Here is a 20431-nt window from a genome sequence, read left to right on the forward strand (position 1 = left end):
GTGCCAGGCCACGCCCGCAAGGCCAATGCGTGGGGCCTCGTCGATCTCACTCCACTGACCAGATGGGCGTCAGCGCCGCACATCGATCCGAAACATGAGGAAACTCCTTCATCCGGCAACTTCGGCACCCTCAATCGCCGTGTGCACCCCGGCAATTCGACCGGCGACCTTTCCCACAAGCTCCGCGACGGTCAGGGATACGGCGAGTGCTTGTTCGCGAGTTCTTCGAGCCGTTGGCGCTGCGAACAGAGACGAGTTGTCAGACCTGCGCCGCGCGCCGAGCCAGGAACTCTCGCACCTCGGGAACGCGAGCGTGGCTGCGCACCGTATTCGCGATGGCATCGATGCGTTGATGCAAGCGGGTGGATGCGAGTCCGGCGATGGTGTCGTAGTTGTCGGCAAGCAGCGAGCAGGCTCGTGCGACGTCACCCGCGCTGACGAAGTTGCGTGCCAGGCTGAGCTGCCACGCCGCGCGCTCTCTGGGCCAAGCCGATGAGCCGTCGATGGCAGCTTGCATGTGTGTCGTTGCCGCCGCGTGCTCGCCGACCCACATCTGGGCTTTGCCGGTGATGAAGTTCAGTTCGGCCTCAGGCAGGAATACCCACTCCGGGTCATGCCCCCGAGTGGATTCATACGCTCGGAAGGCTCGGCTGATCGCCGACGTCATCGCGGTCTTGTCTCCACGGGCACCGTGGGCCTCGGCCTCGCGAACGGCCATCAGCGCGCGCAGTTTCGGCCCGCCTTGACGAAGGGAAGCCTGTGAGGCGGCCTGCGCGTACTGCACCGCCAAAGGGTTCTTTCGCATGTCTCCGGGAAGGCTGATCATCAGACAGCTGGCATTCCCCAGCGCATGCGCCGCGGCGATCCCGTCACCGGCCGCGTTCGCGGCGTTCGCGGCGTCCGCGTAATACCGCCGCGCCTCATCGAGACGCCCGGCGTCGTAGTGCACCCACCCGGCGGCGGTCATCATCTCGGCGGCGGCGCTGGTGAGCGCACGCCCGACCGCCTCGGCGTAACTGCCCTGGTCGAGAAGCTGCTCGACATAGCGGACCTGGTTGGCCGCCACGCGGCACAATCGGTCGCCGCCGACCACCAGATCCAGTTCGTGGATCTGGTTCACGCTGTCGATGATGGCTTCCACGTCGCTCGCGCCGACTTTCCCGGCGGACGCCGACGCGGCGCTCGCGGGGGCGGAAACCGACATCATGGCAGCCCCGGCGCTTCCTAATGCCCCTGCTTTGAAGAAATTGCGACGGTCCACATCTGCCTCCTGGTCCGACTCCACTACCAGTATGGCAAGGGGAACTCCCAGTGCGCGGGCTATGAGCCGCAAGACCCGAACGTCGTGCGAGGCAGGGCCGCCGCGCTCCAGACCCGAGACGGCGGGCTGTGAGAAGTTGATGAGCGCGCCCAATTCCGTCTGCGTCATGCCGACGGATTTCCTGATGCGCCGGATCACTTCGCCCGTGGTCATGTACATGGCCGAGCGTCCCCCTGATCGTTGGTCGAATTTCCCCACAGCTTTTACCCCGAAAGCGGTTGCCTCGGCAGGATATACGGCTCTTCGCATAGCCGGAACGGAAACCGGGATCGACGCTCCCGATTGGCGGAATGCCGCGCTTACGTTCGGTCGCGGGTGCCCGGTACCGGGGTGACGCCGCGCCCTCAGCGGCGCATCAGCCCGTCAGTGTGGCGGGCCGGTGGCGAGAGCCCCCGGTGCCGGGCGCCGGTCGATCCGCGAGACAGAGAGGTTTCCCGTGTCCACCCATTCCCTCGCCATCTACCAGCTCATCGCCCTGTGCGACGCGGCCGCCCACCAAGCGCCGATGCGGCCGTTCAGCATCGGCCAGGCCCATGACGTGATGCAGATCCATGTGGCCTGCCGCGCGAAGTACTGCGCACGCAAGGCGGCGGCACGGCAGGTGCTGATCGACAGCGGACGAATGGTGCCCGACCCGGGCAGGCCGCATTGACAGCCCCCGGGCCGCCGCACCGCCGCCACATCCACATCGAATCGGGTCCCTTGCGCCTCGACTACCAGGCGAGCGCCGAACACGCCGAAAGCGTCGCACAGGCTCTGGCGCAACGGTTCCCGGACGTCGAGGTCACCATCGACGACGACGTGGACGACGATCTCCCGCACCTCCCCTGCGCCCGGCTCTGGGACTGACCGCCGCGCCCTCATCCATCATCGAATGCCAACGGAGACTTCATCGATGCGATTCACCCGTCCCGGACAAGGCCGACCGCTCCCCGCTGCGCGCTGACGGAGCGGGCCATGCACACGGATTCCGCTTCCGATCCCACCCTTACTCGCTGCCTGCGCTACCGGCACGTCTACGGGCTGCCGTGCTATGTCCACGAGGAAACTCGGCGAATCACGTTGCGCGCAGGGACCGTAGGCGCGGTCACGGTACCCGAGCAGCTCGGCAGAATGGTCCACGCCGACCTCGCCAGGCAATACCTGCTCGGCCCCGTCATCGCACACGGCTCCGGGCGCTGGACGATTCTGGTCCGTCCCGACGACACCCACCAGCTCGCCGACGACACCGGCATCTTCATCGCCCTGCTACGCGCCTCCGCGACCATCGTCCCCGACGGCGGGGAGATCCTGCTGCCCTCCCCTACCGACGAACGGACCGGCTACCGGTGGTGGGCCGTCGCGCCACGCGACGCGTTCCGCCCACACATCACCACCGTCGTCCGGTCGATCATCATCTGCGCCGACCGAACTACGCACCATCCCTCCGGCTTTCACCCCTCCGACCGGCCGCGAGACCACTCGTAGAAACGAACACCGCTCCCGTCGATCGCATGCGCGAAGTACGCCGAACCGCCTGAGCGAATCCGATGGAACCGAGAGCCACCGGAGCGCGTCATAGACTTCAGGGACGACTTCGACGGCCCGGATCGGGAGGCTTCGGTGGGACGACGGACGACGGCGACGGTTGCGGCGATCGCCGGTGCGATGCTGGTCGCTGCGGGGTGCGATTCCGGCACGAACGGGACTGCCACCCCAAGCACGACAACCGACACATCGGCGGCCACAGCGGCACTGTGGGATCCGTGCACGCAGGTTTCGGATCAGCAACTGCAACGGATCGGCGTGCTTTCGTCCACGAAAAAGTCAGGCATCGCTGGTGTCGAGCAACCCGGATGGAAGGTCTGCTCCTGGCATGATGCGGCTTCTCAGTGGAGTTACTCGCTGGGAGTGTGGTCGACGATCTACTCCATTGATGATCTCAGGAAGAAGCCGGAGAATACCGACTTCGTGGGCATCAATGTCGGTGGACGCGATGGATTTCGTTTTCGAAACACTTCCGATGTCGATGGCGAAGATTGCGATCTGGCGTTTCCTGCTGGGCATGGCGCCCTACAGATCACAGTCTTCAATACATCGCCTAAGAGCACCACTGCGCCATGCGATCGAGCCATGAACGCTGCGGAAGTGCTTGTACCGACGTTTCCGCGCTGATCAGGGAGATCTTGCTATGTCGATGAGCGAGGAGGTATCGCGCTGGCGATACCTTGCCGACGAGGCCAATGCTGGCAGGCTTTATCTCGACCGCGCGGTCGCGGAGAGTTGCCGCGATGCATGTAACCGTCAGATCGATCTGTATGTCACGCTCCTGGAAGACCTGAAGATGATGGCCCGTGTCACCGGACTCGGCGACTTCCAGTGCGCCGACGATCTGGCGAAGATGCTGGGCGCCAAGGCTATCGGTGGGGACGGCGATGTCGACTCCGCTCTCAAAGAGCACATCGACGTCCTGACCTTGATGCGTGATACCATCCAGATTTCCGTGGACCGCATCGGCGCACAGGACGACTCCAACGCGCAAGACACGAGCAATCTGCTGAACTGACCGGGGGAAGATCATGGGTCTGCCGCTGTTGGTAGCGATCGGCGCCGCCCTGTACGAGCAGTCGAAATCCGGTCCGCCGGACAGTGGTTCGCGCGACGAGAGCCCGGATGCGGCCATCGCACGCAACCGCATCGCCGAAATCATGCGCTCGGGGACGGATCTGCAATCCCAGGCACCGAAAGTTCCGGAGAGCGCGTACAAGAACCCCGACGGCATCGATGATCTCTACCAACGCGTGCAGGCTATGTCGATCACCGATGTCGTCGCGCTGCATCAGCGGTGGGAGTCCATTCGCAACCGGCTCGAGGAGGGATTGCGGAGTTTCGGCCCGGAAATCGGCAAGGCCATGGAGGGAAAATGGGAGGGGGCGGCGGCGAAGGCAGCGGCGGACGGGATCAAGGAATACGTCGACAAGTCCAGCGGACTGATCGGTTCGGTGCAGATCGTCGCCGAGAAGGTCAAGATCATCCGTTCCGGCATCGAGGTCACCCGGCCCGCCGTGCAAGAAGCGCCCGCGCACACCTGGACCAGCGACGTCGCGAGTTGGGTGCCGGGCCCGACCTGGAAGTTGAACCGGCATCGCGACGACGCCGCGCACGATGCGTCGGTGAACGTCGTCAAGAACGTCTTCTATCCTGCCGTCCGGGAAGCCGACACCGGCGTTCCGCTGGTTCCCAAGCCGTACAACCCCGTGCACGAATCCGGCGGTCAGCCGTCCGCGCCGAACAACGGCTGGCAGCCGTCGCCGTCCGGTAACGACACCGCCGCCAAAGCCACCACGGCGGACCCAGCGCAGGAATCAGGTACCCAGAACACGCCGGAGAGCACCGTTCCGGCCGGCGCGAATCCTGCCGCGGAGGCGGCGAATACGCCCGACCAGACCACGACCGCGCCCGCGAGCACGAACCCGTCGACTCAACCGGCGAGCACGAATCCCGGCACCGACCCGGCATCGCCCCGTCCCGGAACACCGAGCCCCGGCTCACCCAGCACGCCCCGCCCGGGCACGCTCAGCCCGGGTGTGCCGGGCCTCGGCACTCCCGCGCCGGGCCGCAGCAGCAACGGCGTGCTCGGCGTTCCTGGCGGCGTTCCCGCAGCCGCGTCCGCGCGTCCCGGCGCTGGTCGGCCGGGAGCGAGCGGCACGCCGGGCATGATGGCGCCGGGTGCTCGCGGCAAGGGCGACGACGACAAGGAACACCAGACGAAGGACTACCTGGTGAACCAGCGCAACGGCGAGGAACTCACCGGACTCGGTCCGGAGAACAGAGTGAAGTCGGTCCCGCCGGTGATCGGTGAATGAGCGACACAGGTCTCGACGCCACGCGACCACCCAGCACGCGCCCGTGGCGCACGACGAGGGAACCAGCTTCATGAGCCGGCGGGACTGGTCTTTCACCGCGCTCGGCTTCACGGTGCTGTGGCGGGCCGTCGACCGAGACGTGCTGCCCTATCCGTTGCAGTACCGGTCCACCGCGGAGACCGTCGCCGACTATGAGTCGGAGTGGAAGTCCGAAGCCGCCGGGTTGCATCGCCGCCTCGACGAGTCCCTGTACAGCGCACTGCGGGTGCTGGCCGAACCCGAGGCGCGCATAGAGATGGCGGGATTCCACGGGGAAGACAAACTCCGCGTCCACGCGGCCGTGCATTACCGGCATGCCGTGCTGCTGGTACAGGAGCCCACGTCGTCGCCGGACCGCGGCGGTGCTGTGCACATGTCACTGATAGACGCGCAGAGCGTCAGCCGCCGGGTCATCGACCTGCTGCCCGACGGCGCACGCGGCAGCGGCCCCGGCATCGAGATCTCCCGGCACGACCTCGACGCCGAGGAGGAGGAACCGTATCGCGTGGGCGCACCGGCCCCGCCCCGCGTCCGAGCCCAGCAGTTCTTCGAACGCCCTCGCACGCTCATCGCCCATGTCGCGGTGTACGCGGGTCCGGCGTGGGACAACCGCCCGGCGCCCGCCCGCGGGTTCCATGTGATGGACTATCCCGACGGCCGCTATCTCGTCCGCAGCGGAACCACCATCAAGGCCGTCCCCGCCGACACCGCGGAAGCACGATCCCAACTCGACCGCGCCATACACGCAACGGTCGCGGCCTTCCGCGAGGAAAACGATCCCAGCTACAGCTGACGCATCGGAACCGCCGCTTCCCAGCCGCAACCTCTTCCCCTCTGTGCAGCGCACATACGGAAGGCTGCTTGGCTCAGCACCGGCGCGCGGCGGTTCGATACGTGAAAGCACTGTGCCGCAGCGGATTCGGACATCAAAGGCGCGACCGACAGTCGCCGCGAGCCGCCTATCAAGCCGACGCCCCCTATCGAAGCAGGTCAGGCCGGTACTCCCGCCAGTGACAACAGATTCGGCTACGGGGACACCTAACCTTGCCCTATGCCTCGCTGGAGTACGCACCGTCGAAAGCCGGCGGAGGTGGGCAGGCTGGCACGGGTCGGTGGCGATCCCGAATCATTCTCGGCCGCAACTCTTTCCAGATCGATAACCCGATCGATCACCGCTGCGGCGAGTGGGCCGGGCGGGTGGTCGAACACGCACAGCGAAGCGACACCACCGCCGCGAGTGCATCCGGGCTCGGTCGCGCCGAAGAGCGGACCCGTCGCGCAGGCGACGGCGATACCGCCGCCACCCGAACCTCAGGACGACGAGCCGCACCGGACGTACCACTCCGGGGCGGCCGCTTTCGTCGGACTCTGCGTCGGTGTGGTGCTCCTGCTCGTGTCGGGATGTCTACTGGTGAACAACCACCCGACCGGAACATCGTCCTCGGCCACGACGGCACTGCGCACCAGCACACCGAGCGCCCCTGCGACGACGTCCACCGTCCGAACGACACCGCAGGCAGCCGCTGCCCCTCCCGTCAAGACAGGCATCGGGGTCACCTTCGGAAAAGTCACCGCCAACGACGGCACCACCATGGTGGTCAGGAACGCGTTCACCAGCAGCAGCGTGAAGGTCCGCGCGGACGCCAACACCAAGGTGAACGTCCTGGCCGCCAAACGGGCAACGGACATCCACGTCGGCGCCATCATCGCCGTCTACGGGCGGCAATATCCCGACCACACGATCCTCGCAGAGTTCATCACCGGCATCTCGATCGGGGCCCCCGGCAGATGAGCGCGGACGGGCGGGATCGCCGCGTCAATCCCTCCCACGCAAAGCCGCCTCCACCGCCGCGTCATCGACCGGCCCGCTCTGCCCCCACACGTCACGCGCCAGGCGCAGCTTCCCGGACATGCTCGCTACCAACGCCGCCTCCGCCACCTCGCCTGCTTCGCCCTGTCGAAGCGCTTTGCTGTAGCGAACCGCATCGACGATGACCGATTTGACCCGCTCATGATCCAGGTAGGTTTGCAGGTCACGACGCCACTGCCCGACCGCGGCCTCGGGCTCCGCGGCGACCCATGCGGCGAGAAACGCATCCTGCTCGTCCGGCAGGTAACCCATCTTGTGGAGATGCGTGGCCACGTCGTAGACGGGGTCGCCGAACAGCGCGAATTCCCAATCCAAGAAGACGGCCCGGCCGTTTCGCACAATCATGTTCTTCCGGTGCACGTCGGCATGCAGCATCCGGAAAGGCCGGGGCTCGAGGGTGTCCCACGCCGCGACGATGTGCTCCAGCGGCTCGTGGGGCACGCCCAAGCGCCGGTACACCTCGCCGAAATCGGCGCTGCTGTCGCGGTGCACGCGCGCGGTGACGCCGGACAATCGGCGGGCGAACCCAGCCGGTTCCTCACCCCAATCGGGCTCCACCGGCGGCAGCAGATCTCGTGGGATACGCCGGAGTTCACCGAACAACGCCGCGACGTCCTGCGGTACGTGAGCCGGAACCCGGACGCCGCGCGGCGCGATGCGATCCAGTAGGTCGCCGTCGATGTAGTCGTGGATCTGGTACGCGGGGTGGACCGATTCCCAGCGCAGCCTCGGCGCCGAGGTGACGAAGGGTTCGATCGCGATCAGCACGGCTGGTTCCGGCCACTGCCGCAGGTCCATCACATCGGCGCCGTCGACGGGAATTCGCACGTTCACCGTACCGGCGACGCCGTCGACGCGAACGTTGTGGTTGTAGTACCCGGCGGCGGACTGCGATCGGGAAAGCGCCTCGTCGTACATCGCCTCGGCGTCGACACCGATCACCCGCGCGATCACTCGTGCGGCGTCGCGGTCCAAAGCCGATCCCGGCGTCGGCGGCTGGATGCGCGACCGCGCGACCGCGGCGGCTTTCGAGATATCGGGTTCGGTCCAGCCGTAGAGCGCCAGCACCGCTCGCGCGACGAGGACCAGCCCTGGGTAGACGTTCGCGCCTTCGAATTCCGCGATGGCCCAGCGCGCACTGCGTACGGCATCGTCGCGCTGCCCGCGGCGCGCGAAGACGCCCGCGCGAAACAGTTCGGCTCTCGCGCGCCCGGAGCGGTACCCGGCCTGCTCGAGAATCTCGCACGCTTCGGCGAGCGCGTGCTCGGCGGCATCCAGTTCACCGAGCGACAACCGCGCCAGACCCAATGCGGTGTAGGCCTTTCCGAGCTCGTGCAGCGCACCGAGCTCACGCTGCCGCAGGATCGCCGCTCCGGCGGCCTCGATCGCCCGAGCCGGGTCGGTGAGCGCCAAGAGTTCGGCCAGGTTCGTCGCGATATTGGCCTGTCCGACGACGCTGCCGGCGGCTCGGTAGTGGGTGTCGGCCTCCGTCAGATACCGGGCGGCGCGCTCGGTGTCGAACGCCAACCGGTAGGCGAGATGACGCAAACGGGCGACATCGCCGAGGAACTCACGGTCGTCGTGGTCCGCCATCGCGACGAGTTCGTCGCACATGGTCAGTGCCTGATCGAATCGGCCCTGGCACATATGTAGATCGGCGGCCCACTGCCCCGCTACGAGCCGGGCCCGCCCCGATCCGCGCGACCACACGTCGTGATAGATGGCGAGGGCGTCGTCGGTGTCGCCGAGTATGCGACGTGCGTTCGCCGCGGCGACGGCCAACCGCTCCCCGATCGGGCCGGTCAGGTCCAACGCGACGTCCCGAGTGAGCCGATCGGCTTGCTTGGCGTCGCCGAGCAGCACCGCCGCTTCCGCTTCCAGGCACCGCGTGAGTTCCGACAGTTCGGCCATACTTGTCAGGTTCTCATGCGGATCGCTCAGGTAGCGGTCCAGATCGCTGATGACTCCACCGATGCCCTGGCTGCCGCCCGCCGCTTCGATCCGATCGACGTATCCCAGCAACGTCACCGCGGACAACAGCCCGGACCGAACCCCGTGATATCCCGCCTCCCGCAAGGCCGCGACCCGGCCGACCGACCGTTCGGCGCGGGCGAACCACAGATTGTGCAGCACCCCGTGCAGAGTGCGCCGGACGTCCGGATCCAAACGCCGCTGCAACGCGTCCACCATCAATTGGTGCAGCTGGAAGCGCTCGCCCTCGTCGTTCTCGTCCGCCACGTAGACGAACGAGTACGCGATTAGGGACTTCCACGCGGCGATGTGGTGCGGTAGCTCGAACTGCCGGGCGACCACGGTGAAGATCTCTCGATCGAAGGTGCGCGGCAGCCCCAGCAGTTCCAGCATGCGGACTTCCTCGGGGCGCACGTACTGGAGGAAACGTTCGAGAATTGTTTCCGGAGAGACCAATTCGGACGGCGGCACCCAACCCGCCCGGGTGCGTGCATCGAGGGCCAGATGCAGATAGAACGGGACGCCCGCACTCGAAGCGGCGATCGCCGCGCGCTCGGCGGGATCCTCGATGCCGGAGGAGTCGAGCAATTCGAAGCGGGCGTCCATCGGCAGGTCGTCGACCGGCACGTTCCGGATCCGGGCCGACCACTCCGGGTCGTGCCGCTCCCATCCCATCGGCTCGCGGCTGGCGATCACCACCAGCCCGGTGTCCAGCTGCGCAACCACATCACGTAGCCAGGCGTCCGACGCCGCCGCGCGGCCTTCCCGATCGGCGCCGCCCATCAGCGCTTCGTAGGCGTCCAGAAAGACCACATAGGGCTTGCCCTCCGTCCCGTTCTTCAGATCTTCCGCGAACAGATAGGAGACGGCTGCTTCCAGACCCGCGAGACTCAACCGGTCGAGTTCCTGGAGGACGGGATCGTGGCGGATCCGATGGGTGCGGATGACCTTGCGTGCGCCGAGATCGAGCAGCCGTGTCGCCGTGCCGAAGACCGGGATGCCGGTGGCGTCGTTGAGGATCTCCGTCAAGATCTCGCTGTGCTCGGCGAGCGCCAGCGAATCCGAGGTCAGGCGTAGATGTGGGTGCATGCGCTGCCACAACACCGCGCGAGCGATGTCGAAGCGGTGGAACTTGATCTTCTGCGCGCCGAATTGCATGCGCAGTACGGCGAGTCCGTCCGCGGCCTGGCGATGACTCGGAACCTGCAGATCGAGCACCGCCGCCGGATGCTTCTTGCCCACCCGCGCTCGCAGTTCGGTGACCAGCCGGGACTTGCCGATCCCGCCCACACCGCCGAGCAGCATCACCTGGGGGCGCTCGGCGGCCTCGGCCAGCAGTTCGTCGAACCGCGTCAGCACCGGCTCGCGGTCGACGAACGGGCGGCTGGTCGAGCCCGGCTGGAATCGCGCGGTCAGCACCATGATGTATCCCCCTCCTCACGAGCCCGGCCTGATTGTGCCAGACCCGTACCCGGCGCTGTCCGGACGTGCCGTCGAATGTCGGTGCCTCTTGCTAACTTTCGTCCCGTTCTGATCTGACGAAAACAGGCGAGGCGCTATGACTATCGGGGGAACCACCTATCTCGAACTGTCCGAGGACAGTGGTACCGCGCACAAGTTCTATGAGGTGATCGTCGCGGGCACGCAGGTGAGCGTTCGCTTCGGTCGCATCGGCGAACAAGGGCAGACGAAGGTGAGTTCGTTCGCCTCCGAGGAGAAGGCGCGGGCGGCCGCGGCGAAGAAGATCGGCGAGAAGGTGCGCAAGGGATACGCGCCCGCCGTGCTGGGCGCGCGGACCAGGCGTCCGGTGACCAGGCGCGCGATCAGCAGTGGCCGTTCCACCGCGAAGGCGGCGCCGGTGCTGTGGAGTTTCGACTCCGGCGCGGCGGCCTTCGGCATCTTCGTCGACGAGCGCCGCTGCTGGGTGGGCAACGAGAGCGGCGACGTGTTCACCCTGACTCCCGACGGCGCGGTCACCGGCCGCTACCGCCTGCCGGATTCGGTCAAATGCATCGTGGCGGATGATTTCTGGATCTACGCGGGATGCGACGACGGGCGCGTCTACGACCTGTCCGGCAAGGTGCCGCGGGCGGCCTACGACATCGCGGCCGATGTCGACATCTACTGGCTCGACATCCACGACGGCATCCTCGGCGTCTCCGACCGCCAAGGCGGGATCACCGTGATCGACTACGAGGAGGAGTCGCTGTGGACCCGGCGCAGCACCGGCGATTCCGGCTGGTTGGTGCGCATCGACGCGAACGGCGTCTACCACGGGCATTCCGCCGGCGTCACCAAGTACGACCTGGACAGCGGAAGCACCGTGTGGCAGGTGGGCACCGGCGGCGACGTCCTGTTCGGCTGGCAGGAATCCGACGCCGTCTACGCGGGCACCTCCCGTAACCAGGTCCGCACGGTCTCCAAAGGCGGCCGGGCCGAGCGCACCTACCAGTGCGACGCCGCGGTCTTCTCCTGCGCCACTTCACCCGACGGCCGCTACGTCTTCGCCGGTGACAACTACTCCTCGGTGTACTGCTTCGACGCCGCGGGCAACCGCGTGTGGAAGCTGGCCACCGGCTGCGGCTCGGCGTACTCCATGCAGTACCACGACGAGAAGCTGTACTTGGTCACCACGACCGGCACGCTGGCCTGCCTCGATGTCGCCGAGGCCGCCATCAGCGCTGCCGAGCAGGGTGTGCTGCCGCAGACGGTGTCGGTGAAGGCCCCCGAGATCTCGGCGGTGCTGCCGAGCGACACCGTCGAGATCGCCTCCGAAGCGGGCGACGGCATCGTCGTGGAGTGCGTGAGCCATGGCGCTTCCCTGCGCGTGCGAGTCGTGTCGCCGGGATATCACCGCGGATGGAACGTTCAGTTCCCCAAGGACATTCGCCATGCGGGGGCTCGTTACGTGGTCGACGGCATAGCCGAGTCGGCGCGCGGAGGTTTCTACCGCGTGCGCGGGGACATCCGCCGGCTGTCCTGAGACAGACGTTCGGAAAGAACGCGTTCCTCGCAGATCTAGCAGATGTGCGAGGAAGGCTGACAGCATCCCGGCCGCTCCGGGTCCTGGCACACTGACAGAAGCACTTTCGGATAGGGGGGACGAATCGATGGGTGGACGATTCACATCGCTGCGTGCGCTCGTCGCGGCGCTGATGATCACTGCGGCGCTGCTGGCCGGGTGCGCGTCGAACGAGCGCCATGACCGTAGTTTTCCAGCCGAGGCAGCCGAGCAGATCGACCGCGTGGTGCAACCGCAAAGGGAAGCGCGGCTGGCCCCCGGAGCGCTGGTCGCAGTGCACGACCCGAAACGGGGTGTCTTCATGAGGGCATACGGCACGGCGGATCTCGCGACCGGTCGTCCGATGGACGTGGCGGATCAGGTCCGGATCGGGAGCATCACCAAGACCTTCACCGCGACCGCCGTGTTGCGCGCGGCCGACGAGGGAAAACTCTCTCTGGACGACGTGCTGGAACGGTACGTGCCGGGCGTGCCGAACGGAGACGCCATCACCCTCCGGGATCTGCTCGGGATGCGAGGCGGCGTCTGGGATCTTCGCCAAGAGCAGGCTTTCGCCGAGCAGATAGTCGCGAAGACCCCGGCGTCCGAATGGCACGAAGGCGACCGCCTGCGCGCCATCATCGCGCATCCCGAGAAGGCGATGCCGCCCCGCGAACGGGTTGAGTACTCCAACTCCGAGTACTACCTACTGGGGCTGGTGCTCGAGAAGGTCCTGGGAAAACCGGTGCACCAAGTGATCGGCGAAGTCGCCGCCGCGCACGGACTGCGCGCTACGACATATCCCACCGACACCACCATCCCCGCACCCGAAGGTCACGGATATTCCTACTTCGACGAAACGCCCACCGACGTCACCGCCCGCACCACCCCCGCACTCTTCGGAGCGGCGGGCAGCATGGTGTCCACCATCTCCGACCTCGCCGAGTACGCCCGCCTGCTCGGCCGGGGCGACCTGCTGAAACCGGAGACCTTCCGCGCCAGGACCCAGTTCGCCGGAGACCTGCGCTACGGCCTCGGCATGGTGGAGTTCGGCCGCTGGATCGGCCACAACGGCGCGGTGCCCGGCTACACCACCCACATGGCCTATCTCCCCGAGCAGGATGTCAGCGTCACCGTCGCGGTCAGCGAATTCACGTCTCCGCCCCTGCTCGGGGTGACCGCATCGGTCATCTGGTTCGGCATCGTCCGTCAGCTGTATCCGGGCACGGTGCCCGGCGCACCTGCGACCACCGAGCCGGCCCCACCGGTGCCCGCGGTCGCCGATCTCGACAACCGACTACGACAGACGCTGGACCCGGCGGTTCCCGTCGCGCGGAAGCCACTGCGGATCGCGGACGACGACAAGGACCCGGAGTTGGTCACTCGGCTCGCCCAGGCCCTCGCACCGACCACCACGACGGTCGGCAAAGCGACCGACGCCGGCGGTCACCTCCTCGCGACCGTCGTCTTCGCCGGGCCGGGCGGCCGCCGTCCGGCTGTCGTGCCGTTCGTCCCGCGCGACGGCTCCTGGCGTCTCGACCCGCACTGGGCCTGCGAGAACATCGCCGGAATCGGCTCGCCCTCACCCGCCTGCGAATGACGCGCTCCGCACCTTGATCTGCCGATTCGTCGGCGGAACGCAACGCCCGGTGGGAAGGTGGATGTACGGCAGGTGTCGGCAGAGGAGCGAGACACATGGTGGACAAGACCAACGGAGCTGCCGCGGGCGACGGCGGCGTGATGACAGCGGAGCGGCCCGAGCAGATTCGCAACGTGGTCCTGGTCGGGCACAGCGGGTCGGGAAAGACCACGCTGGTCGACGCCATGGCGCTCACCGCGCGGGCGGTCAATCGCGCCGGGCGGGTGGAGGACGGCACGTCGCTGTCGGACTACGACGAGATCGAGCACCGTCAGCACCGATCGGTGCAGCTGTCGGTGGTGCCGGTGACGTGGGCCGGTATGAAGGTCAATCTGGTCGACACGCCCGGATACGCGGACTTCGTCTGCGAGCTGCGGGCGGGATTGCGCGCGGCCGACGCGGCGCTGTTCGTCATCTCGGCAGCCGAGGGCGTGGACGGGATCGCGGGAGCGACCAGGGCGCTGTGGGAGGAGTGCGCCGCGGTCGGGATGCCGCGCGCGATCGTGATCACCCATCTGGACACCGCGCGCGACGAGTACGACGTGATGACCGAAGCCTGCCGCACCGTGCTCGGCGGCGGATCGACGGAGAGCATCCTCCCGCTGCACCTGCCGGTGTACGGCCCGAAGAACCCGGACGGTCACCGGCCGGTCACCGGCATGGTGGAGCTGCTGCCGCACTGCGTGGGCGACTACTCATCCGGAGAGGAGGTCCAGGGCGACCCTTCGCCCGATGAGCGGCCCGCGCTGGAGGAGGCGCGCAATCGCCTCATCGAGGGCATCATCGCCGAGAGCGAGGACGAGAGCCTGATGGAGCGCTACCTCGACGGCGAGGAGATCAGCCTGGCGACGCTGGTCGCCGATCTGGAGCGCGCGGTCGCGCGGGGCAGCTTCCATCCGGTGCTGTTCGCCGCGCCCGCGCCGGAAGGGGCCAAGCAGGGCCTCGGCACGGTGGAACTGCTCGACCTGATCACCGGTGGTTTTCCGACGCCGGCCGAGCACCCGATCACCGCCAGCAACGGCGCAGAGCCGCATCCGCTGCGTTGCGACCCGGACGGTGAGCTGGCCGCGGAGGTCATCCGCACCGCGTCCGACCCGTACGTCGGGCGGGTCTGCATGGTCCGCGTCTTCTCCGGCACCTTGCACGCCGACGACACGGTGCACATCAGCGGCCACGGCCTCGAGGACCGCGGCCATGAGAGCCACGAGCTGGACGAGCGGGTCGGCGCGATCTCGGCTCCGTTCGGCAAACAGCAACGCCCGCTGCGCCAGGCGATCGCGGGCGACATCGCCTACGTCACCAAACTCGGTCACGCCGAGACCGGCGACACGCTGTCGTCCACGGACAGCCCCTTGCGGATCGAGCCGTGGCCGATGCCCGATCCGCTGCTGCCCGTCGCCATCCGCGCGCACAGCAAGACCGATGAGGACAAGCTCTCGCAGAGCCTCGCCCGGCTCGCCGCCGAGGACCCGGCACTGCGGCTCGAGCACAACGCGCAGACCCACCAGCTGGTGCTCTGGTGTCTCGGCGAGGCGCATCGCGACGTCGCGCTGGAACGATTGCGGACCCGGTTCGGCGTGCAGGTCGACCTTACCGACTACCAGGTGGCCCTGCGGGAGACGTTCGCGGGCAAGGCGACCGGGCGCGGCAGGCATGTGAAGCAGTCCGGCGGGCACGGGCAGTACGCCGTGTGCGAGATCGAGGTCGAGCCGCTACCAGAAGGGTCAGGGATCGAGTTCGTGGACAAAGTTGTCGGCGGAGTAGTTCCGCGCCAGTTCATTCCGTCGGTGGAGAAGGGCGTGCGCGCGCAAGCCACCCGTGGCTTGACCGCCGGATATCCGCTCGTGGACGTGCGCGTCACCCTGTTCGACGGCAAGGCCCATTCGGTCGACTCCTCCGACGCAGCGTTCCAGACGGCGGGTGCGCTCGCCCTCCGTGAGGCCGCGGCGGCCGCGGGAATCAGGGTGCTGGAGCCGCTGGCCGAAGTCTGGGTGCTGGTCTCCGACGACTACGTCGGACCGGTGCTGAGCGACCTGTCCAGCCGCCGCGGCCGAGTCCTCGGCACCGAGCCGCACGGCGCAGGGCGCACGCGGATCCACGCCGAGGTCCCCGAACTCGAACTCGGCCGCTACGCCATCGACCTGCGCTCGATCTCCCACGGCACCGGCGATTTCACCCGCGCGTACGCGCGCCACGAACCGATGCCGAACCAGATCGCCGCCGCGGTGCGCGGGGAGAAGGCACGCGCGTAGTCCGCTTCTGCCGAGCCGCCACGGACCCGGAGGTCAAGGCGGTGAGTACTGAGGTCCTGCCCGACTTCGGGGATACAGGGGCTGTCCGGCCAGGGTTCAGCCGAGCAGCCGCGCGCGATGCTCAGCGGCACATCAACCTGTGTGAGGCATCGGCGTGCCTGACCGGAGTGCGCTACTGCGTCGGATCTGCGGCAGGGCAGGCGCAGCCGAACGCCTGACCGCGCGCCCGGCGGGCGAGCATCGCGGCCGATCCACTTCCGCCAGGGATTCGGTCGCGATGCTTCGAGTCGCTCAGACCTGCGGCGGGTTGATGGCCGGTGGACCGGCGGGTTGCGGAGCGGCAGGCGGTGCCGTGCTCAGGGTGGGCGTAGGCGGTGTCGCGGCCGTCGGATCGGTAGCGGAACCGACGTTCAGACCCGTCGGATGCGCGTAGCCCGTGAAACCGCCGTACTTGTCCGTCAGCGGCGGGTTGTTGGGATCCAGCGGAATCAGCTGCCCGCCGTCCACGATGGTCAGCCCGGTGTCGGTCTTGACGATCAGCGCGCTGTGCTTCTCCCACTGCACGACATCGCCCGACTGCAACTGGGCGACATCGTTGACCGTTGCCCAGGGATGCTCCGCCGTCGACTCGCCGGGAGTCCCGGCGTACGCGGCCGCCGCGTCCATGGCGGTGTTCTGCGCCTGCCGCTGCAAAGGTTCCGAGAGCTCCGGGGGCACCTGCACGGTCTGGTTGCCGATCTGGAGGGGCACCGTCGCGCCCGGCGTCGTCACGGCAGGCGGCGTACCCGCGTACGTCGGCGCCGTCACACCGGAAGGACTTCCAGGCTGGGGCTGACCAGCTTGATTCGCGGCGGCCGTTTGAGCCTCGCGCTGGCGCCGCCGTTCCTCACGCCGCTCTTCGCGCTCCTCGCGCTCCCGCCGGTCCTCTTCGTCTTGGTAACCGTTGTGCTGGTTGCCCTGGTTCATCATCCCCGCCATGGCAGCCATCATGGCGAGGTTCTGCATCATGCCTGCGCCGCCGTCGCCACTGCTGCCGCCGGTCGGCGCAGGGGAAGCGGGGACACTCGGAGAGCCGGTGCCGCCGCCGGAACCGGATCCGGAACCATTGCCCCCCGTCGAGGAGCCGCCGGTGGAACCGTCGTCGCCCGTACCGCTACCGGAATCGTCGTTGCCGGTGCCGTTTTTGTCGTCGCCGTCCTTGTTGCCGTCGCCGTCCTTGTTGCCGTCGCCGTCCTTGTTGCTGTCGCCGTCCTTGTTTCCGTTGCCGTCGTTGCCGTTGTTTCCGTTGCCGCCGTTGCCGTTGTTTCCGTTGCCGTTGTTTCCGTTGCCGTTGTTTCCGTTGCCGTTGTTTCCGTTGCCGTCGTTACCGTTGTCGCCGCCTTTCTGATCCCCGTTGTCGCCTTTGTCTCCCTTATCTCCCTTATCCCCTTTGTCTCCCTTGTCACCTTTATCGCCGCTGTGATCGTCGGCATTCTTGCCGTCGACATCCTCGGCTTGATGCTGATACTTCTTCGTCGCCTCCCCGTAAACTTTGTCCCACTCGGCGGTGCGATCGTCGATTGCCCGGACGTAGTACCGTTGCTCCGCCTCGGCGGTCAGGAAATATTGACCATAACCATCGGTGCCCTCTTTTGTATTCTTCTCGTACACCGGTATCTGCATAGCGGAAGTGACAGGACCGCCCGAGCTTTCCGTGAGCTGATTCCCGTTACGCTGAAGACTCGACACCGGGGGCGCGTACTCGAGGTCCTTGTTGAGGTCGTCCATGATTCGTTTGAGCTCTTTGAACGTATCGGAGCCGGTGATCTTCGCATCGTATGTGGAGTTGACAACGGACTTGTGGTCGCCGCTGTATTTGTCCTGCCGTTCCTTCAACTTGCCGCTGAGTTCACCATGCGCGTCCCTCACCTTGGACCAACCGTCCGCGGACTCCACCTTCTTGTCGTCGAGTAGCGCGGAGAAGTCAGGGTTCTCCTTCGGATTGCCGACACCGAGTGTGTCGAAATCCCACTGCATCGTGAACTCGGTGTCCGCGATCAGCAACTTCAGCGCCTCACTGGCTCCCTTGGGAACATAGAGGTCCACGTACTGCGCGTGCTTGTCTTCATCCTGGAAGTTGTCCTTGCCGTACTTGCCGAACTTCGTATATTCGGCCTCCAGTTCCTCCTTCTGCTTGGATTTGATGTAATCCGTCGGATCGCCGGAGCTCAGCGCACCCACAACGCCCCGATACTTGGGGTCCTTCACCAGGTCGCCGGCGTCCTTGAGGAGCTGTTCAGGCAAGGTGTACAAGTACGCGGGGTCGTGCGTGTAATGAAAAAGCTGGTCGTAGGCTTCCTTGAACTCGGTCGAGTTCAATCCGGCCAGCTTGTCCAACGACCTCTTGGCCTGATCGTCCTGGAAGCCGACAGAGTCCCAGCCACCCGACTCGTAATCCTTTTTGATCTCACTGACGACGTCGTCTACCTTGCTCATCGGGCTCTCCTCTGCTCACCGGAGCTCTCCGACCCTGCCGGACCGCTCAGCAATCCGGCGACGGATGGGGGAGCCTCGCCGTGACTCATCGAACTCACGCCACGAGAACCGGCCCGCACGCCCGGGGCGATCGCGACGTCGGAAACCGCCGACCCAGGGCGGATCGCAGGCGCCGCCGATACCCGCACTGCCGCAGGGAACAACGGATGCTCGGTTATCTGGCCGTATGTATAGAGCGCATCACGCAGTGTCTGCCGGTCCGGCTCCCCTTCGGCGAGCAACAGCAGCAGTTCATCGACGCGACGCTCGAAAACCATGGCGCGCAGGACTTCCATTCCGGTCACATTCGGTGGGACGCCTCCGACCGGTATATGGGAGATGTCGATTCGTCGCGACCGCGCCGAGGCTGCTGCCAACGCATCGACAGTCCGTATCTGATGCCACCAACTCTCCGGGACGGGCAGACCCGCTTGCAGAGCATCGAGGATACGAGCACGATGCGGTGAGCCCCCCGCGTTGCCTACCGAGAACGCCGTGCGCACCTGAGCATCCGCGGCGCGCGCCAATTCGACGCAACGCGCTCCTATTTCGGCGTCCGGCACCGTCGAAGCCTCCCGCAGCAGGTCATCCGACCCGGCCAGCGTGAGCCGGTCGGCCAGCCCGGCGCCCGGGGAGGTGAGATCGACAGCGGACTCGGCGGCGGACACGCGATCCTCGATGGCCACATCGTCGCCGAGTGCCCTACGCAGGTCGTCCGCAATCGCCGCCGACGACACCAGGGCGCTGATCCGGGCCCGCCTGCGCTCGCCTACCAGCATGCAGAATTCGGCCAGCATCCGAGCGGGATCGGTCGTCCCTTCCAAGGCGGCAATGGACTGCCGGCCCGCGGCGCGCAATATCGAGTCCCACCTCCACGGGATGACGACTTCCGATGGCAGGAACAGCCGGGGAGGCAACCAACCACGTCCCTCGGTGGACGTCAGCAGAACCAGAGGGCCACCGACAGTCCGCAACACCGCCACCCCCCAGTCGAGACCGGGCGCCGAATCGGCTACCGCGGACAGAGTCGCGGCAAGCAGAGTGCGAGCGAGCGCCAAGTCGTCTTCGGACCCCTCACCCACCACCAACGACGGCAGCGCCCGCCGATCCTCGGCCGGATGCAGCGCCGCCGCAAGCGGGCCTGTCGCCAGGGGGGCGGGAGGCCGGACGGCCGTACCCGCGCCCCCACCACCAGCGGAAACCGTCGCCGGGGCAGTGCCTCCCGCCATCGGTGCGGGCAATCCGTCGGCGACGCCCGCGTGACCGTTCATGTCGATCGGCACGTCCGCGACGCCGTTCAAGGCCCCGAGGGGGCCGACGGATACGCCGGCAGAACCGGAATCCGGCATGCCGCCCCAACCGGGCTGGGGCACGCCGAACGTGCCGGGCATCGTCGCCTGCGGCGCGGCAACCCCCGCAGGCCCGGGATCGTTGAGCTGTGGTGCCGATGCTGCCGGCAGCACCGGGGCGGAATCCGAGTAAGTCGCGCCTTCCGGCATCCGAGGGTCGACTGATGTGGCCGGAGGGTACCCAGGCTGTGCGACATTCGGCTGGGGGCCGTCCGCGGTCGGTGTGTGCGGACCTGCGCCGACCGGCGTCGGATGACCAGGGGGCGCGCCGAAAGCGGGGCCGCCCCGAGGCGCGCCGCCAGCGAGGTCGCCCGCATGGCTGATGTTCTGCCCACCGGAGTGGTCAGCGTTTTCGAGGGCGGCGGCGGCGGCGAGCAATTCGTCTCGCGTCCGCTCATGCCTGGCGGCGAGGCGCTCAGCGGACTGATGACGCCTGTTGTAGTAGTCCACCAGCGCTCCCCGCATCGGGTCGGCGATCACACCGTAGGTGGACTGGAACTCGGCAAGCCAGTCATGCGGGATCTCGCCCCACTTCCGGATGTCCGCTGCGAGCGAATCGTGTTGCTGGGCCATGCGGCGCAGCTGATCCGGCTCAACATCCAGGTAATTGGGCATGCTCGGTCGATCCCT

The 20431-nt window shown here is 67.1% G+C and carries 15 protein-coding genes; 11 read left to right on the forward strand and 4 right to left on the reverse strand.

Annotated features, from left to right (window positions below; genetic code table 11):
• Positions 1-259 precede the first annotated feature (259 nt).
• Positions 260-1480, reverse strand: coding sequence for a helix-turn-helix domain-containing protein (locus tag NB3_RS11335; protein WP_067800741.1), 1221 nt, complete (start codon positions 1478-1480; stop codon positions 260-262).
• 277 nt (positions 1481-1757) lie between these two features.
• On the opposite strand from NB3_RS11335, the gene NB3_RS11340 reads away from it, so the two are divergent.
• The 8 genes from NB3_RS11340 to NB3_RS11365 all read left to right on the forward strand — a co-directional run bounded on the left by NB3_RS11340 (position 1758) and on the right by NB3_RS11365 (position 6997).
• Positions 1758-1973: a hypothetical protein gene (locus tag NB3_RS11340; RefSeq protein WP_067800745.1), complete on the forward strand. Its 216-nt coding sequence runs from the start codon at positions 1758-1760 to the stop codon at positions 1971-1973.
• Positions 1970-2170 (forward strand): hypothetical protein, encoded by a 201-nt coding sequence (locus NB3_RS34970; RefSeq protein ID WP_157111728.1) that lies wholly within the window; start codon positions 1970-1972, stop codon positions 2168-2170. The genes NB3_RS11340 and NB3_RS34970 overlap by 4 nt, the downstream gene beginning before the upstream one ends.
• Positions 2171-2278: 108 nt before the next feature.
• The gene (locus tag NB3_RS11345; protein ID WP_067800748.1) at positions 2279-2788 is read left to right on the forward strand and encodes a hypothetical protein; all 510 of its coding nucleotides are present in this window, start codon (positions 2279-2281) and stop codon (positions 2786-2788) included.
• A gap of 135 nt (positions 2789-2923) precedes the next feature.
• Positions 2924-3475, forward strand: a complete 552-nt coding sequence (locus NB3_RS34055; protein ID WP_084486147.1) for a DUF3558 domain-containing protein — start codon at positions 2924-2926, stop codon at positions 3473-3475.
• A gap of 16 nt (positions 3476-3491) precedes the next feature.
• Positions 3492-3866 (forward strand): hypothetical protein, encoded by a 375-nt coding sequence (locus NB3_RS11350; RefSeq protein WP_067800752.1) that lies wholly within the window; start codon positions 3492-3494, stop codon positions 3864-3866.
• 13 nt (positions 3867-3879) lie between these two features.
• Positions 3880-5166: a hypothetical protein gene (locus tag NB3_RS36555; protein ID WP_067800755.1), complete on the forward strand. Its 1287-nt coding sequence runs from the start codon at positions 3880-3882 to the stop codon at positions 5164-5166.
• A 70-nt stretch (positions 5167-5236) separates the two neighbouring features.
• Positions 5237-5998, forward strand: a complete 762-nt coding sequence (locus tag NB3_RS11360) for an ESX secretion-associated protein EspG (RefSeq protein ID WP_157111730.1) — start codon at positions 5237-5239, stop codon at positions 5996-5998.
• Between the two features lie 618 nt (positions 5999-6616).
• A complete protein-coding gene (locus tag NB3_RS11365; RefSeq protein ID WP_157111732.1) occupies positions 6617-6997 on the forward strand; it encodes a DUF5666 domain-containing protein in 381 nt (126 codons plus the stop codon).
• Positions 6998-7021: 24 nt separating this feature from the next.
• Here the strand turns inward: NB3_RS11365 and NB3_RS11370 are convergent, their stop codons facing one another.
• Positions 7022-10468, reverse strand: a complete 3447-nt coding sequence (locus NB3_RS11370) for an AAA family ATPase (RefSeq protein WP_067800764.1) — start codon at positions 10466-10468, stop codon at positions 7022-7024.
• A 136-nt stretch (positions 10469-10604) separates the two neighbouring features.
• On the opposite strand from NB3_RS11370, the gene NB3_RS11375 reads away from it, so the two are divergent.
• The 3 genes from NB3_RS11375 (at position 10605) to NB3_RS11385 (ending at position 15938) form a co-directional block, all read left to right on the forward strand.
• Positions 10605-12029, forward strand: coding sequence for a WGR domain-containing protein (locus NB3_RS11375; protein ID WP_067800766.1), 1425 nt, complete (start codon positions 10605-10607; stop codon positions 12027-12029).
• A gap of 127 nt (positions 12030-12156) precedes the next feature.
• A complete protein-coding gene (locus NB3_RS11380; protein WP_067800769.1) occupies positions 12157-13647 on the forward strand; it encodes a serine hydrolase domain-containing protein in 1491 nt (496 codons plus the stop codon).
• Positions 13648-13742: 95 nt separating this feature from the next.
• The gene (locus tag NB3_RS11385) at positions 13743-15938 is read left to right on the forward strand and encodes an elongation factor G-like protein EF-G2 (protein WP_067800774.1); all 2196 of its coding nucleotides are present in this window, start codon (positions 13743-13745) and stop codon (positions 15936-15938) included.
• 291 nt (positions 15939-16229) lie between these two features.
• On the opposite strand, the gene NB3_RS34975 is transcribed toward NB3_RS11385, so the two are convergent.
• Both NB3_RS34975 and NB3_RS11395 read right to left on the reverse strand, forming a co-directional pair.
• Complete coding sequence (locus NB3_RS34975) at positions 16230-18413, reverse strand: hypothetical protein (RefSeq protein ID WP_067800777.1); 2184 nt, start codon at positions 18411-18413, stop codon at positions 16230-16232.
• The gene (locus NB3_RS11395; RefSeq protein ID WP_067800781.1) at positions 18410-20416 is read right to left on the reverse strand and encodes a type VII secretion target; all 2007 of its coding nucleotides are present in this window, start codon (positions 20414-20416) and stop codon (positions 18410-18412) included. Before NB3_RS11395 ends, NB3_RS34975 begins: the two co-directional genes overlap by 4 nt.
• Between the last annotated feature and the right edge of the window lie 15 nt (positions 20417-20431).

Source organism: Nocardia beijingensis NBRC 16342 (genome assembly GCF_001612785.1).
Classification (GTDB): Bacteria; Actinomycetota; Actinomycetes; order Mycobacteriales; family Mycobacteriaceae; genus Nocardia; species Nocardia beijingensis.

Bases quoted from the DNA above. Each gene is read 5' to 3' on its own strand.
- NB3_RS11335 (WP_067800741.1), bottom strand. From the start codon at position 1,480: ATGTACATGACCACGGGCGAAGTGATCCGGCGCATCAGGAAATCCGTC.
- NB3_RS11345 (WP_067800748.1), top strand. From the start codon at position 2,279: ATGCACACGGATTCCGCTTCCGATCCCACCCTTACTCGCTGCCTGCGC.
- NB3_RS11350 (WP_067800752.1), top strand. From the start codon at position 3,492: ATGTCGATGAGCGAGGAGGTATCGCGCTGGCGATACCTTGCCGACGAG.
- NB3_RS36555 (WP_067800755.1), top strand. From the start codon at position 3,880: ATGGGTCTGCCGCTGTTGGTAGCGATCGGCGCCGCCCTGTACGAGCAG.
- NB3_RS11360 (WP_157111730.1), top strand. From the start codon at position 5,237: ATGAGCCGGCGGGACTGGTCTTTCACCGCGCTCGGCTTCACGGTGCTG.
- NB3_RS11370 (WP_067800764.1), bottom strand. From the start codon at position 10,468: ATGGTGCTGACCGCGCGATTCCAGCCGGGCTCGACCAGCCGCCCGTTC.
- NB3_RS11375 (WP_067800766.1), top strand. From the start codon at position 10,605: ATGACTATCGGGGGAACCACCTATCTCGAACTGTCCGAGGACAGTGGT.
- NB3_RS11380 (WP_067800769.1), top strand. From the start codon at position 12,157: ATGGGTGGACGATTCACATCGCTGCGTGCGCTCGTCGCGGCGCTGATG.
- NB3_RS11385 (WP_067800774.1), top strand. From the start codon at position 13,743: ATGGTGGACAAGACCAACGGAGCTGCCGCGGGCGACGGCGGCGTGATG.
- NB3_RS34975 (WP_067800777.1), bottom strand. From the start codon at position 18,413: ATGAGCAAGGTAGACGACGTCGTCAGTGAGATCAAAAAGGATTACGAG.
- NB3_RS11395 (WP_067800781.1), bottom strand. From the start codon at position 20,416: ATGCCCAATTACCTGGATGTTGAGCCGGATCAGCTGCGCCGCATGGCC.